Source organism: Roseomonas sp. HF4, from assembly GCF_005222755.1.
Taxonomy (GTDB): domain Bacteria; phylum Pseudomonadota; class Alphaproteobacteria; order Acetobacterales; family Acetobacteraceae; genus Neoroseomonas.
In genome coordinates this window covers 144,518-158,959 of sequence record NZ_STGD01000003.1, presented here as the reverse complement: position 1 = coordinate 158,959, position 14,442 = coordinate 144,518, and the positions used below count along the sequence as shown (strand labels likewise).

Annotated in this window: 13 protein-coding genes; 4 read left to right on the top strand and 9 right to left on the bottom strand. The window is 72.1% G+C overall.

The window, feature by feature from the left end; translation table 11 throughout:
* Window positions 1-46: 46 nt before the first annotated feature.
* Together E8M80_RS06320 and E8M80_RS06315 are read right to left on the bottom strand one after the other, a co-directional pair.
* Window positions 47-1,426, bottom strand: a complete 1,380-nt coding sequence (locus tag E8M80_RS06320) for an esterase-like activity of phytase family protein (RefSeq protein WP_137124820.1) — start codon at window positions 1,424-1,426, stop codon at window positions 47-49.
* Window positions 1,427-1,759: 333 nt separating this feature from the next.
* Window positions 1,760-2,482 (bottom strand): GNAT family N-acetyltransferase, encoded by a 723-nt coding sequence (locus E8M80_RS06315; protein ID WP_137124819.1) that lies wholly within the window; start codon window positions 2,480-2,482, stop codon window positions 1,760-1,762.
* 92 nt (window positions 2,483-2,574) lie between these two features.
* Between E8M80_RS06315 and E8M80_RS06310 the strand changes: the two genes are divergently transcribed.
* A complete protein-coding gene (locus E8M80_RS06310) occupies window positions 2,575-3,384 on the top strand; it encodes a ferredoxin--NADP reductase (protein ID WP_137124818.1) in 810 nt (269 codons plus the stop codon).
* Window positions 3,385-3,587: 203 nt separating this feature from the next.
* Here E8M80_RS06310 and E8M80_RS06305 read toward each other — a convergent pair whose 3' ends face one another.
* The 5 genes from E8M80_RS06305 to E8M80_RS06285 all read right to left on the bottom strand — a co-directional run bounded on the left by E8M80_RS06305 (window position 3,588) and on the right by E8M80_RS06285 (window position 6,988).
* The gene (locus E8M80_RS06305; protein WP_137124817.1) at window positions 3,588-3,983 is read right to left on the bottom strand and encodes a hypothetical protein; all 396 of its coding nucleotides are present in this window, start codon (window positions 3,981-3,983) and stop codon (window positions 3,588-3,590) included.
* Between the two features lie 101 nt (window positions 3,984-4,084).
* Entirely contained in the window at window positions 4,085-4,384 is a 300-nt protein-coding gene (locus tag E8M80_RS06300; RefSeq protein WP_137124816.1) for a hypothetical protein, read from the bottom strand.
* 114 nt (window positions 4,385-4,498) lie between these two features.
* Entirely contained in the window at window positions 4,499-4,819 is a 321-nt protein-coding gene (locus E8M80_RS06295; protein WP_137124815.1) for a hypothetical protein, read from the bottom strand.
* A 75-nt stretch (window positions 4,820-4,894) separates the two neighbouring features.
* Window positions 4,895-6,679, bottom strand: a complete 1,785-nt coding sequence (locus E8M80_RS06290) for a sodium:solute symporter family protein (RefSeq protein WP_137124814.1) — start codon at window positions 6,677-6,679, stop codon at window positions 4,895-4,897.
* A gap of 3 nt (window positions 6,680-6,682) precedes the next feature.
* Window positions 6,683-6,988 (bottom strand): DUF4212 domain-containing protein, encoded by a 306-nt coding sequence (locus E8M80_RS06285; protein WP_137124813.1) that lies wholly within the window; start codon window positions 6,986-6,988, stop codon window positions 6,683-6,685.
* Between the two features lie 158 nt (window positions 6,989-7,146).
* On the opposite strand from E8M80_RS06285, the gene E8M80_RS25805 reads away from it, so the two are divergent.
* Window positions 7,147-7,764, top strand: a complete 618-nt coding sequence (locus tag E8M80_RS25805; protein ID WP_170979228.1) for a hypothetical protein — start codon at window positions 7,147-7,149, stop codon at window positions 7,762-7,764.
* Between the two features lie 58 nt (window positions 7,765-7,822).
* Window positions 7,823-9,271: a DUF294 nucleotidyltransferase-like domain-containing protein gene (locus tag E8M80_RS06280; RefSeq protein ID WP_170979227.1), complete on the top strand. Its 1,449-nt coding sequence runs from the start codon at window positions 7,823-7,825 to the stop codon at window positions 9,269-9,271.
* 3 nt (window positions 9,272-9,274) lie between these two features.
* Here the strand turns inward: E8M80_RS06280 and E8M80_RS06275 are convergent, their stop codons facing one another.
* Window positions 9,275-9,982 carry a PolC-type DNA polymerase III gene (locus E8M80_RS06275; RefSeq protein WP_170979226.1) on the bottom strand — a complete coding sequence of 236 codons (708 nt, stop codon included), beginning with the start codon at window positions 9,980-9,982 and terminating at the stop codon, window positions 9,275-9,277.
* A 124-nt stretch (window positions 9,983-10,106) separates the two neighbouring features.
* On the opposite strand from E8M80_RS06275, the gene E8M80_RS06270 reads away from it, so the two are divergent.
* Window positions 10,107-11,993: an AMP-binding protein gene (locus tag E8M80_RS06270; RefSeq protein WP_137124810.1), complete on the top strand. Its 1,887-nt coding sequence runs from the start codon at window positions 10,107-10,109 to the stop codon at window positions 11,991-11,993.
* Between the two features lie 3 nt (window positions 11,994-11,996).
* Here the strand turns inward: E8M80_RS06270 and E8M80_RS25800 are convergent, their stop codons facing one another.
* Window positions 11,997-14,438 (bottom strand): hypothetical protein, encoded by a 2,442-nt coding sequence (locus E8M80_RS25800; RefSeq protein ID WP_170979225.1) that lies wholly within the window; start codon window positions 14,436-14,438, stop codon window positions 11,997-11,999.
* Window positions 14,439-14,442: the final 4 nt, after the last annotated feature.

Here is a 14,442-nt window from a genome sequence, read left to right as displayed (position 1 = left end):
TGAAGCAGCGGCGGCGCGCTGACAACAGGCGTGCCGCCGCCAGGCTTCAGCGGGCGCGCAGCAGTTCGGGCACGCGCAGCAGGATGAACTCGTTGTCGTCGGCGCGCGTCAGGTGGCGTCCGGCGCTGAACGGCAGGTTGTTGTCGTTGGCGACGATGATGTGGTCGGCATCGACCATCGCCACGTCCTCGATGGTGAAGAAGGGGAAGGTGAAGCGATCGCGCGGCGCGTTCGCCGGCAGGTCGCCGCGGCTCCGCGCCAGGCCCTCGCTGTCGCGGATCGCCATCAGGTCGATGTGGCCGATCTTGCGCACGAAGCCCTCGGCATCGGTGGCGCCGAGGTCGATCAGGTAGACCCGCTTGAAGCGGGCAGGCAGCGGGAAGCAGGGGCGGTCCGCCGTGCTCTGCGTGCCCTGCGCGCAGGCAAGGCCGGGGTCGCCTTCCCCGTTGTCGCGCTCGATCACCAGGGCGCGGCGGTCGTCGATCATGTTGAAGTCGCCGATCGCGGTGGCGCCGTCCTCGAGCCGGTAGCGCAGCACGCGCCCGGTCCAGGCAGCGCGCGCGGTGTCGAATTCCAGCACGCGCAGGAACCGGCCCTCCGGCTGGTCGGAATTCGGCGCGAAGATCGGCTGTTCCAGCATGGCATAGAGGCGCGACCCATCCGGGCTTGCGGCCATGCCCTCATAGCCGCCCGAGCGCCGCACGCGGTAGGGAACCGCCTGGGTCGGGCTGGCCGGCACGGACAGCGCCGGATGGTCCGGCGAACGCAGCGGCTGGCCGTCCAGCATGGTCTCGACCAGGCGCAGCACGCGGCCCTGCGCATCGACATGGAGCAGGAAGGGGCCGAATTCCTCGCCGATCCAGAAGCTGCCATCGGCCATGGGCTGGATGGCTTCGAGGTCGAAATCCGCACCCGTCAGGAAGCGCGTCGGCGACGGATCCGTCACGATGTGGAACGGGATCACGCGGTTCGGGTCGGACAGGAAGATGGTCTGCAGGACCGCCACCTGGCCGGTGCGGAAATCCGGCCGCATCTTGTGGAACATCAGCAGCGCGTCGGGGCTGTTGCGGCGGTTGCCGAAGCCGTTGTCGGTCAGCACCCACCTGGCGCCGGCCTCGCCGCGCACCGGGGCGATGCCCGAGAAACCCTGCATCGGCTGGCCCTGGAAAGGCAGCGCCAGGCCGGTCGGGCGGCGGCCATGCAGGGCGCCCGTGTCGCCCGGCTGGCTGCCGACCCGATCGTTGCGGGCATTGCCGGGCCCGGTGAAACGGCCGGAGGTGGCGAAGCCCGGCGGGGCGCCGGCGGGCGGTGCGACGAAGGTCGCGGCCGGCAGCACGGCGTGGCCGGCGAGTGTGGCCTCGAAGCGCTGGTCGGCCAGGGCTGGCGATGCCGCGAACAGGGCGGCGGCGAGCAGGAGGCGACGCATGGGACCATCCTCGGCCGGGGATGGGCGCGGTCTAGGCCAGCCCCGTTGCGGCTGCGTGTCGGACGCATGGCATCGGCGCGACATTGGCGGTCGATGGCGTGGCCGGGCCGGCCAGGCGCCGGCCAGGCCCACGGCACGGGGACGGACGCGAAGCGGATCATGCCGCGATCGCTGCCGGCGGCACGCGCCATCGCCTGCCTCATGCACGACGGGGTTGCGCGGACCAGACCGCGACCGGGCGGATCGAGGCCGGGATGCCGCGCCGCGAGCCCCCCGTCGGCACGCCACCCGCCGCCTGCGACCCCGGCGCCGCGCGCGCCGGCGCCCGAGACTTCAGCTCCGGAACGCGCCGAGGCTCCGCTTCGGCCGCCCGTCCGCGCCCCAGTTCCCCGCGTCCAGCCAGGCCGCGATGGCGTCGCGCCGGGCCGGCCATTCGTCGTCCAGGATCGAGAACCAGGCGGTGTCGCGCCGGCGGCCCTTCACCACCAGCAGGTTCCTGAGCGTGCCCTCATAGCTGAAGCCGAGCCGCGCCGCGGCACGGCGGGACGGCATGTTGAGCGCGTTGCACTTCCAGGTCAGGCGCCGATAGCCGAGGTCGTCCATGGCATGGCGCATCAGCAGGAACATCGCCTCGGTCGCCGCGCGGGTTCGCTGCAGGCGCGGGCTGAACCAGATGTTGCCGATCTCGATATGCGCGTGGGCCGGGAAGATCTCCATCAGCGTCAGCCAGCCATCGGCGGTGCCGCTGGCGTGCGGGCGGATCGCCCAGGCGATCGGGTCGTGCGTCGCGGCGAAGCCGGCGACGAAGGCCCGCATCGCCGCGGCATCGGCGAAGGGCCCGTAGCCCATGTAGGCCCAGCCGGCGCCGCCGGCATCCGCCTGCGCGGCACGGAACAGTTCCGCCGCATGGCGCGCGTGCAGCGGCTCGAGGTCCACCGACAGCCCGCGATGGGGCACCCGTGCCGGCAGCGGGCGAGGCGTCGTATCGGGCAGGAGCGGCCCCACGGGCGGTTCGGTGGCGGGGTCGAAGGGGACCCCCTCGGGCAGGTCTGTCATGCCCCCAGCAGAAACCGCCCCCCGCCCGCGTGCAAGGCGCGGCGGCGCTTCCCTGTTGCGCCGCCCGCCGCAGCGCAGCACAAGACGGGGCCATGAACGACGCCCCGACCCCCGCCTCCCCCGTCATTCCCGCCGCCTATTTCGGCGAGCGCGTGACCTGGGTGCACCACTGGACCGACCGGCTGTTCTCCTTCCGCTGCACGCGCGACGCGCATTTCCGCTTCCGCGCGGGGGAATTCGCGATGATCGGGCTGATGGTCGCCGGCAAGCCCCTGGTGCGCGCCTATTCCATGGCCAGTCCGACCTGGGACGAGGAACTCGAGTTCCTCTCGATCAAGGTGCAGCACGGGCCGCTCACTTCCCGCCTGCAGCACATCGCGGTGGGGGACACGGTGCTGATCGGGAAGAAGCCGACCGGCACGCTGGTGACCGACAACCTGCTGCCCGGCCGGACGCTCTGGCTGCTGGCGACGGGCACGGGTCTCGCCCCCTTCCTGAGCCTGGCGCGCGAGCCCGACGTCTACGACCGCTACGGGACGGTGGTGGTGGCGCACACCGTCCGCCAGGTGGCGGAACTCGCGCACCGCGATCTGTTCGAGCGCGACCTGCCGGAGCACGAATTCCTGGGCGAGATGGTCGCGGGCAAGCTGAAGTACTACCCGTCCGTCACGCGCGAGGCCTTCCCGACCCAGGGCCGCATCACGGCGCTGATCGAATCGGGGCGGATCTTCGCCGATCTCGGACTGCCGCCGCTCGACCCCGCGCACGATCGCGTGATGCTGTGCGGGTCCGAGGCCATGAACCGGGACTGCAAGGCCATGCTGGAAGCGCGCGGCTTCGAGGAAGGGGCGAACAACGCGCCGGGAACCTACGTGGTCGAGAAGGCGTTCGTGACGAAATAGACCGGAATGCGGTTCGTGCCGTTGGCGCGCGCCTTCGACAAGGGCCCGCCCGCTTGAAGGTGCCGGGGCGCGACGTCGCCACCGACCTCCGCATGATCGACGAAAAGGCGCCGGGGCGCCGTGGTTTCCTCAAGGCCGCTTGCGCCGCGCAACGCAACCCATGACCGGCTGCGCCGCGACCTCCGGACCGCCCCCGCCCGTCCTCAGCCCGCAAAGACGAAGCGCAGCAGCATCGTCAGCCCGGTGCAGATCCAGAGCGCCATGGCGGCCAGCGCGACCCGTTCCCCGTGCCAGACCAGGCGTTCGTGCAGGATGCGCCCGGCGAGCGCCTGCAGGCGCGGCGCCTCGGGCCCGCGCGTCAGGTGCAGGCGTTCGGCCGCCAGCATTGACCAGAGCTCGGTCTCCCGTACGTCGCGGCGCGGCGACCACCAGGCGCAGAGCCAGATCACGCCGCAGGCGATGGAGGTCAGGACGGCACCTGACCGGAAGGCGAGCTCCAGATCGAAGGACAGCGCGAGCATGACCGTGCCGATGCCGAGCGCAGCGAAGCCGCAGGCGCGGCGGATCGAGAGGTCCGCAAGGGTCTGGAGGAGATCCATCTTCCGATAGGGGGACATTGGGCGACCGCGGCCGGCCGACAAGGGCCGGGGCGGATCAGCCGCGACCGACGGCGTGCCGGCGCGGTCCGCCGGCACCGGCCTCACATCCGCGCGAGGATGCCGAGCCCCGTGAGCAGCGCCGCGGCGCCGAGCCAGACCTTCATCGTGGTCACGGGATCGGCGCCCATGCGCTCGGCGACCGCGGCCGGGATGGCGGAGGCGAGCAACGTGCCGGTCGCGACGATCAGGCTCGCGCCATAGAAGACGACCTCGGTCGTGCGCGGAAAGATCTCGGGCAGCCAGAGGGGATAGAGCGCGAAGACCAGCGCGAGCGCCGGGCTCGAGAGGCCGGCCAGCAGGCTGACGGCCACGGTCAGGGTGAACAGGGTCTGCGGCTGCATGGCCTAGCGCACCATCGGATCGGACGGCGGCCGGGCCGTCGGGCGAAGGCACGCCGGCCGCGTGGCCGGGCGGGCGAGCGGGCCGGCGGCGCGCAGTGTGGGCTGGGACATGGCCTAGCCCGCCCCCGGCGGCGTGATGCGCGGCGCGAGGCCCGCGGCCAGCATCACGATGCCGAAGCCGATCCTCAGGATAAACAGCCAGAAGGCGGCGATCAGGGGCAGGAACAGCCCGTGCACGTAGGACGGCACCATGAGTTGTGCCGCGGCCATCGGCCATGCGGACAGCGCGCGGAAGGACCGCCAGATGTAGTTGGTACTGTCCGGCGGCACGAGGAACTGCATCATGAAGCGTCCGATGCAGACCCACCCCGCCAGCGCGAGCAGGTAGGTGACGATCCAGAACGGCAGGTGGGAAAGCAGGAAGTCTTCGCCCATCGGGGCTCCTCATGCAGAAAGGGCGGGACCCTGGCAAGGGTCCCGCCCCGTTCCGTACGGGCCGCGGCCAGGCGCCTATTCGGGCGCCTTCTCGCCCCCGGCCATGCGCACGCCGCCGCGCGGCGTGCGGATGCTCTCGACGAAGTCCTGCATGTCCTTCGACGGCTCCGGCGTCATCATGCTGACCACCCAGGTGGTCAGGAATGCCGCCGGGATGCCGAACAGGCCGCAGGAGATGTTGCGCACTCCGAACCAGAGCGGCATGCCGTAGTACTGCGTGCCGATCAGGTAGAAGAGGCAGACGCCGTAGCCCACGATCATGCCGGCGACGGCGCCGGCCGTCGTCGTGCGTTTCCACCAGACACCCATCACCAGCGCCGGGAACAGGCCCGAGGCCGCGATGGAGAAGGCCCAGGCCACCATGGCCAGGATGCCCGCCGGGCGCGTGCTGGCCACGTAGGCCGCGACGATCGCCACGCAGATCAGCAGGATGCGGGCGACGACCAAGCGCCGCTTGGTGTTCGCATTCGGGTCGATCATCCGGTAGTAGATGTCGTGGCTGAGCGCATTGGCGATCGCGAGCAGCAACCCGTCGGCGGTGGACAGCGCCGCGGCCAAGCCGCCCGCCGCCACCAGTCCCGCGATCACGTAGGGCAGGCCCGCGATCTCCGGCGTCGCCAGCACGATGGCGTCGGCGTTGATCACGAATTCCCGGAACTGGAGGATGCCGTCCGCGTTCGCGTCATTCACGCGGACAAGGCCGATGTCGGACCAGATGCGCACCCAGTTCGGCAGGTCCGCGATCTGCGAGCCGATGACGTTGGTGAACACTTCCAGCTTCGCGAAGGCCGCATAGGCCGGCGCCGTGAAGTACAGCAGGAAGATGAAGAACAGCGACCAGGCCACCGACTTCCGCGCGTCGCGCACGGACGGCGTGGTGAAGTAGCGCATCAGGATATGCGGCAGCGACGCCGTGCCGACCATGAGGCAGAAGATCAGCCCAAAGAAGTTGAGCGGGTCGTAGGTCTGGAATGGCGTGATGTGCGATGGCGCGCCAGCCAGCGCCTCCTTCGTCGCGCGCAGCATCTCGATCTGGTCGATCGCCTGGCCGTACATCAGCTGGGGAATCGGCACGCCCGTCACCTTGGCCGAGAGCAGCACGACCGGGATGAGGTAGGCGATGATCAGGATGATGTACTGCGCCACCTGGGTCCAGGTGACCGCTCGCATGCCGCCCAGCATGGAGCACACCAGGATGCCCGCGAGCCCCACGAAGACCGCGAGTTCGAAGGAGATGCCAAGGAAGCGGGACGCGATGATGCCCGTGCCGAAGATCTGCGCCACGACGTAGGTGAAGGACGCCGACATCAGCACGATGACGCCGCAGAAGCGCGCGAAGTTGCCGCCGTACCGGGCGCCGAGGAAGTCGGGCACCGTGTAGGCGCCGAACTTGCGGAGATACGGGGCCAGCAGGATCGCCACCAGCACGTAGCCGCCCGTCCACCCCAGCACGAAGGCGAGGCCGTCGAAGCCGAGCAGGTAGAGCGTGCCCGCCATGCCGATGAAGGAGGCCGCCGACATCCAGTCGGAGCCGGTCGCCATGCCGTTATAGAAGGCCGGCACGCGTCGTCCCGCAACGTAGTATTCCGACACCTGCGCGGTGCGCGACAGGTAGCCGATCAGCGCATACACGCCGATCGTGAGGAACACGAACAGGTAGCCGATGATGCGGTTCGGAACGCCCATCTGCTCGAGCACCGCCAGCACGAGCACGAAGGCGGCGAAGCCGCCCGTGTACCACGTGTAGACCTTGCCGAGATTCGAGAGAAAATCGCCCTTCTGGGAGGAGTTCTCCGACATGCCTCAGTCCTCCGACACGCCGAATTCGGCATCGATCGCGTTCTGCCGGCGCGCGAACCAGAACAGCATGACGACGAAGATGATGAGGCTGCCCTGCGCCGCCATGTAGAAGCCGAGCGGAAAGCCCAGGAACTTGTAATTGTTCAGCATCGGCGCGAAGGCGTGGATGCCGAAGCCCGCGATCACCCAGATCACCAGCATCAGCCACATCAGGCCGGATGTCTTGGACCAGTAGCGCGCCGCGGTCGCGGCATCGACGGCCGGTTCGGAACTCGACGGTCGGCCGGTTCCCGGTTCAGCGAGTGGCATTGGACCTTTGTCCCCCCTATTGTCTTCCCCGACCCCGAATCAACGGGCTCGGCATGTTGAGCGAGGGCGCCACCCGGCCGCTGACCCGGCCAGTCCATAGTCCTCGCCCGGCAAGGCTGCCATGCGGCGGCGTTGCAACGCAACAAGGTTGCTTACGAATGAAGTCCCGGCTGGCCGGCCTGCTCGGCCGATTCATGACACCCGCGCAATCCGCCGACCCGCTGCTGCTCGGCGAGTTCATCCGCGCCCAGGGCGCCTACGTCGCGCAGAAGACGGTGCTCGACTACTGTCGCGTGAAGTCGGGCCGGCATGAGGAGAAGCTGTTCTCCGAGCCGATGTTCCGCGCGGCGCTCGACCATTGCCGCTGGCAGGTCTTCTTCGGCGCGCTCGCGGACGTTACGGCCGTGTCAGAAGCCTGGCTCAGGCCCTACGCCCCAGAACGGGCGGAGACGTTGCTCGAAGCCCTGGCCCGGCTGCACGATTCGGCCCTCATGGCCGACCCGCCGCCGGAGGCGGAGCGCCAGACCATCGATGGCTTCTCGATCCGCCACCACCTCGCGGGGTTGCAGATCTCCCCGCCCGCGCGCTCCAACGAGATGCCGCTTCTGGCCGAGGCCCCGCTGTTCGCCACGCTGCCCATCCATCCCGACCAGCGCAGGGGGGAAGCGCCCTCGATCCGCGGCGCGCTGCGCTTCCACCTGGTCTCGGCACGGCAGGAGATGGAACGCCGCTTCGACGCGCCGCGCCTCGCCGCCCGCCTCGTCGCCGAAGACTGACGCCGGCGCGCCGCATCGCCATACTGGCCCGGCAACCGACCGAGACTGGCTGAGGACGATGCAGCGTTCGACGGCTCCTGGCCATTCCTCCCCCGCCGCGGCGCTGACGGGCGCCGTGACCGCCGCCATGGCGCCGCCGCCGCCCGCCTTCCGGCCCGATGCCCCGCTGTCCGCGGTACTGGGCGCGATGGAGGCGGCGCGCGCCTCGGCCGTGCTCGCGGTCGATCCGGACGGACGGCCCGTCGGCATCCTGACCGAGCAGGACGTGACCCGCCGCGTCGTCTTCCGCCTGCCGCCCGAGGCACCGCTCCTGGCCGCCATGACCGCCCCGGTCACGGCCTGCACCGAGGATGCCGGCCTCTGGCGCGCCGTGGCACTGCTCCGCGCCGGGCACCTCAGGCACCTGCCGGTGCTCGGGCAGGACGGGCGCTGCGTCGGCATGCTGCACCGCGCCGAGACGCTCGCCGCCGTCTCCGGCCGGCTGCTCGGTCATCTCGACAGCCTGGCCGGCGACGACGCCGAGGTGAAGGCGGCGCAGGCCGGCGTCGCCGCCGCGCTGCTGGCCGAGGGCGTCGCCGCGCGCGACGTGGTCGGCCTCGTCAGCGGCATCAATGTCGAGCTGCACCGCCGCGTGCTCGACAGGACGCTGGCCGCGCATGGCGCGCCGCCAGTTCCCTTCACCCTGCTGGTGATGGGCAGCGCCGGGCGCGGCGAGAGCCTGCTCCGCCCCGACCAGGACAACGGCCTGATCCTCGGCGACTACCACGACGACGACCACGGGCGCATCGACGCCTGGTTCCGCGCCTTCGCCGAGCATTTCAACCGCGGCCTCGACAAGGCGGGGTTCCCGCTCTGCCCCGGCGGCGTGATGGCGATGAACCCGCTGTGGCGGAAGACGCTGCCGCAATGGCAGCGGCAGTTCGAGCACTGGGCCTATCGCCGAGCCGGTGCCGCGCTGCTGTTCTCCGACATCGCCTTCGACTTCCGCGCCGCCTGGGGCGACACCGCCCCGGCCGAGGCGCTGCGCGGGCACCTCTCGCGCATCCTGAAGGCCAGCCCGGCGCTGCTCGCGGCGATGGCCGGGCAGAACCAGGCGCTCACCGTCGGGCTGACGCTCTGGGGCGGCTTCACGGATGACGAGCCGGGGCCCGGCACGCGCACCGACCTCAAGCTGCACGGGCTCATGCCGCTGGTGGCCGCGGTGCGGCTGGTGGCGCTCTCGGCCGGCGTGGCGGAAACCGGCACGCTCGCGCGCATCGCGGCGCTCGGGCAGGTCGGGAAGGTCTCGGCGCGGGAGGCGGCGGACCTCGCGGCGGCCTTCGACCTGCTGCTCGACACCGTGCTGCACCAGCAGCTCGCCGACCACGCGGCGGGACAGAGCCCCGGCAACCTCGTGGACACGGCGGCGCTGCCGAAGGCCGCGCGCGGCGACCTGCGGGACGCGCTGAAGGCCGTCCGATCCTTCAGCCGCGGCGCCTTTGGCGCCTTCACCGGGCAGCTCTGGTAGCGGTCAGAAATGTTCGGCGGTCTCGGCGATGCCGGACAGCATCCGGCTGCGGCGCGTCAGCTCCTGCAGATCCTCGACGCCGCGCGCCGCCGCGCGCGCCAGCAGGTGGACCCAGAGCGCGGCCGTCGCCTCGGCATCGCCCAGCGCCTCGTGCCGCCCCTCGATGACGATGCCCGCGCGGCCGCAGAGGCCGTCCAGCGAATGGTCCGGCTCCCCGGGGTCGAGCCAGCGCGACGTCGCCATGGAACAGAGGAACGGGTTCGGGACCGCGGGCGCACCGCGGAATTCCTCCATGAACAGCAGAGTGCGGTCGAAGGCGGCGTTGTGCGCGACCAGCACGTCGTCCTTCGCGAAGTCGAGGAAGGCGGCGATCGCCTCCGCGGCGCGCGGCGCGGCGCAGACCTTATCGTCGGTGATGCCGTGGTAGCGGATGCCCTCGGGCGGGATCGGCCGGCCGGGGTTCACCAGCGTCTCGAAGCGCTCGACCGTCTCGGTGTCGCGCAGCCGTACCGCGCCGATCGACAGCAGCCCGTCGCCTGTGGTGGGCTTGAGGCCCGTCGATTCCAGGTCGAACACGACGTAGCGCTGGAAGGGCAGCGGGCCGGGCGGCAGGGCGGCGTGGAAATGCGCGCGCGCGCGCACGAACTCGCGCGCCGAGGGCTTCATGCCATTGGCGAAGGCGGCGGCGGCACGGCGGAGCAGACCGCTCATGCACCGAAGCGTGGCACGCCCCCCGGCCCTCGTCACTTGATCTGACGCAAGGCCGGGCGCCCCCTTGCTTGCCAAGGACGCGCCGGTCCAGGCTTCGCGCCGGGACCGGGGGAGGACAGGCGCCATGACGCACTACGACGAGACCTATGCGCGCTGGAAGCAGGACCCCCAGGGCTGGTGGGCCGAGGCCGCCCGCGGCATCGCCTGGGATACGCCACCGGCGGCCACCTTCGACGCGTCGCTCGGCGTCTATGGCCGGTGGTTCCCGGGCGGGCGGCTCAACACCTGCTTCAACGCGGTGGACCGCCACGTCGCCGCCGGCCGCGGCGACCAGGCCGCGATCATTTGGGACAGCCCGATGACCGGGCGGACCCTGACCATCACCTACGCCGCGCTGCAGGACCGCGTGGCGCGCGTGGCCGGCGCGCTCGCCGCGCGGGGCGTGGGCAAGGGCGACCGCGTTGTCATCTACATGCCGATGGTGCCGGAGGCGGCGATCGCCATGCTGGCCTGCGCGCGGCTCGGCGCGGTGCATTCGGTGGTGTTCGGCGGCTTCGCCGCGGCGGAGCTCGCGGCGCGCATCGCCGATGCGAAGCCGAAGGCGATCGTCTCCACCTCCTGCGGGCTCGAGCCCGGGCGCGTGGTGAAGTACAAGCCGCTGCTTGACGCCGCGATCGCGCTCAGCCCGCACAAGCCCGGCGCCGTGCTGATCCTGCAGCGCGAAGCCTCGCCCTGCGAGCTGACCCCCGGCCGCGACGAGGACCTGCTGGAAGCCGAGCGCGCCGCGGCGCCGCATCCCTGCGTTTCCGTGGACAGCACCGACCCGCTCTACATCCTCTACACCTCCGGCACGACGGGCGCGCCCAAGGGGATTCTCCGCGACAATGGCGGGCACGCTGTCGCGCTGATGAACTCGATGGCCATGGTCTATGGCGTGCAGGCGGGCGACGTGTACTGGGCGGCGTCCGATGTCGGCTGGGTCGTCGGGCATTCCTACATCGTCTACGCGCCGCTGCTGGCCGGCTGCACCACCGTGCTGTTCGAGGGCAAGCCCGTCGGCACGCCCGATGCCGGCACCTTCTGGCGGGTCTGCGAACAGCACGGGGTGAAGGTGCTGTTCACCGCGCCGACCGCGATCCGCGCCATCAAGAAGGAGGATCCGGAAGGCGAATTCCTGAAGCGCCACGACCTCTCGAAGCTCGAAGCCCTCTACCTCGCCGGCGAGCGCTGCGACCCCGACACCATCACCTGGTCGCAGCGCCTGCTGGGCAAGCCCGTGGTCGACCATTGGTGGCAGACCGAGACGGGCTGGACCATCACCGGCAATTTCCGCGGCCTCGGCCTGTTCCCGACCAGGCCGGGATCGGGCGGCAAGCCCGCCCCCGGCTACGACGTGGTGGTGCTGGACGAGGCCAACCAGGAAGTCCCGCGCGGGCAGATCGGCAGCCTCGCGATCCGCCTGCCGCTGCCGCCTTCCTGCCTGCCGACGCTGTTCAACGCCGACGACCGCTTCCGCGACGCCTACCTCTCGGCGCATCCCGGCTTCTACAGCACCGCCGATGCCGGGATGATCGACGCCGAGGGCTACGTCTCGGTCATGTCGCGCACCGACGACATCATCAACGTCGCTGGTCACCGGCTGTCCACCGGCGGGATGGAGGAGGTGCTGGCCTCCCACCCCGATGTCGCGGAATGCGCCGTGGTCGGCGTGCGCGACACGCTGAAGGGCCAGGTGCCGCTCGGCCTGGTCGTGCTGAAATCCGGCGTGACGAAGCCGGAGGCCGAGATCGCGCGCGAGGTCGTGGCCATGGTACGTGACCGCATCGGCCCCGTCGCCGCCTTCAAGGACGCCCGTGTCGTCGCCCGCCTGCCCAAGACGCGGTCCGGCAAGATCCTGCGCGCCACGCTGCGCAAGATCGCCGACGGGGAGGACTACGTCGTGCCGCCCACGATCGACGACCCCGTCATCCTGGATGAGGTGGGCGCGGTGCTGAAGGCCGCGATGCGCTGACCTTCAGCCGCGCGCGAGTTCCGCGCGCTCGACCAGCAGCACGAGTTCGCGGCCCGTGCCGGGCTCGCGCACCGCGCCCGCGAAGCCGAGCGAGAGCGTGTTCGCCCCGGCCGCGAGGTCGAGGTCGAGGACCATCTCGCCCACCGCCTTCAGCCCGCCGCCCGCCGCCTCGACCGTGGTGGCCGCGCCGCCGTTCAGCGCCACGCGCACCGCCTGGCGCGGCAGCAGCCCGCGGTGGCGGATCGCGAGGCGCACGGCGCCAGCCTCCGTCGCCTCCAGCACCAGGCGCGCCTCCCGCGCCAGCACCCAGCGCACGCCGGCCGGGATGCCGAGGTCGGGGAAGGGCCCCTCCTCGCCTCCGAAGCCCTCCGACAGGTCCCAGCGGATCCAGGGCCCGGGCCCCGCGGGGCGGGAGGCGGGCGGGGGCAGCGCCTCGGGCGGTGCCTCGCCCGGCAAGGCCGTGCCCGCCGTCTCCGCCGCCGCGACCGAAAGCAGCACCGGCGCCTCGTTCGTGCCGTCCGCGACGAGGTCCCAGGTGCCGCGCGCGCCGGCCAGGCGCAGCACGGCCGGCGGCAGCGCCGCAGTGGCGAGCCAGGTCCCACCCGGCTCCGCCGAGACCGTGAGCGGCACCGGTACGCCGTTGACATGCAGCACGAGGCCGCGCGCCGCAGCCACCTCCGCCCGCAGGCGGAAGGCGAGCACGCAGGGCGCGCCGGCGGCCGCTGCCACCTCCCCGCTCACGGCCGGCGCCACCGGCCAGCCGCCGCCCGGCCCCGCGCGCCCTAGGATGTGCGCCTGCGGCAGCGCCGCCGGCTGCCCCGGCGCGGCCGAGGCCGGCCCGACCCGGATGCCCGAGACCAGCAGGCCGAGGTCGCGCGCGTCGTTCGCCGGGCGCCGCGTGAAGGGCAGGCGCAGGCGCAGCTCGACCCGCGGCGCCGCCCGGCCCGGCCCAGGCCCGCGCAGCAGCAGGCGCATGCCCCGCCCGTCGCGCAGCGGCATCGCGGCGACGGGCGCGCCATTGGCGCTCGCCTGCACGCTCTCGACCTGCTTCGCGTCCAGCATCGCCTGCACCGAGATCCGCACCTCCCAGCCTTCCTCGAAGGGCCAGTCGAAGGCGATCACGGGGTCCTGCGTCGTCCAGCGCGCGGGGCGGCCCTCGACCGTCTCGGGCCGATGCCAGCCGGCCTCGAGTCGCCCAAGGTCGAGCGCCACGCCGCGCGGGCGCGCCGCCAGCATCGCCGTCGCCTTATGCCGCACCCATAACGCGGCGATCTGGTCGAGCAGCGCCGCGGCGCCGTTCGCCGCGCGGTAGCGCGCCGAGGCGGCGGCCGAGGCGGCCTCGAGTTCCGCGATGCGGGGCAGCGCCGCGGCGAAGGCGGCGGCGATCGCCTCGGCATCCTGCGCGGCATAGGTCACGTGGCCGGCGCCCCAGTGCCGCGCCTCATGCGCGAGCCAAGTGCCGGCGGGCACGATCAGCGGCAAGCCGAGGCTCACCGCCTCCCACAGCACGCCGGAGGATTTCCGGCGATAGAGGTCCGGGTCGTAGGGGAACAGCGCGATCCGCGCACCCTGCAGCAACGCCAGGTACTCCTCCGGCGGCAGGCGGCCGCCGGCCAGCGCCAGCGCCGGCAGCCCGGCGGCGATCCCGGCCAGCGCCTCGGCCGCCGCGCGGGCGGGGCCCCAGGCGTGGGCGGCGTTCACATGCGCGGCGAAGGTCCAGTCGGGATGCGCTTCGGCCAGGCGCGGCACGAGGTCGGGCAGCACGCCGATGCCCTTGTCGGCGCGCGCGTCGCCCGCAAACAGCAACGCCCGGCGCCCGGCCACGCGCGCGCCGGGCTCGGGGCGGAGCGGCAGCGGGTGCGGCGCCACGGCGCGTCCGAACAGCGCGCCGTATTCCGCCGCATGCTGCCCGCCGCTCGCGAACAGGTGGACCGGCGGCCCGGGCTCGTGCGCCGCGCGGTCGGCCAGGCGATAGAACAGCGCGCGCAGCGGATCCTCGACCCGCGCCGCGCCGTCCTCCACCGCCATGCCGGACGGCATCATCAGGTGGATGAGGAACACCGGCGCCTCGGCCGGATCGAAGCCCTTCATCCAGCCGATGAAGCCGGCCAGGTGGATCTCGGTGACGGTCGGCACCAGCACGGCGTCGGTCGCGCGGAACTCGTTGCGCGGCAGGGCGGCGAGTTCCGCCTGCAGCAGGTCGTTGAAGTGGCGGTAGTCGTCGAAGCGCCCGGTCACCGGGTCGTCGTGGCAGAGCGCGTAGCAGGTCTCGGTGAAGTGCGGGACGATGCGCACGCCCTCGGCCTCGGCGGACGGGAAGCGGCGGTTGGCGATGATGGTGGCGGTCTCGCCCCGCGCCATCGCCTCCCGCGCGATGGCGAGGTCGTAGGCGAGGTGATGCCCCGCTTCGCCGTCGAGGTTCGGGTCGAGGATGATCAGGCCCATGCGG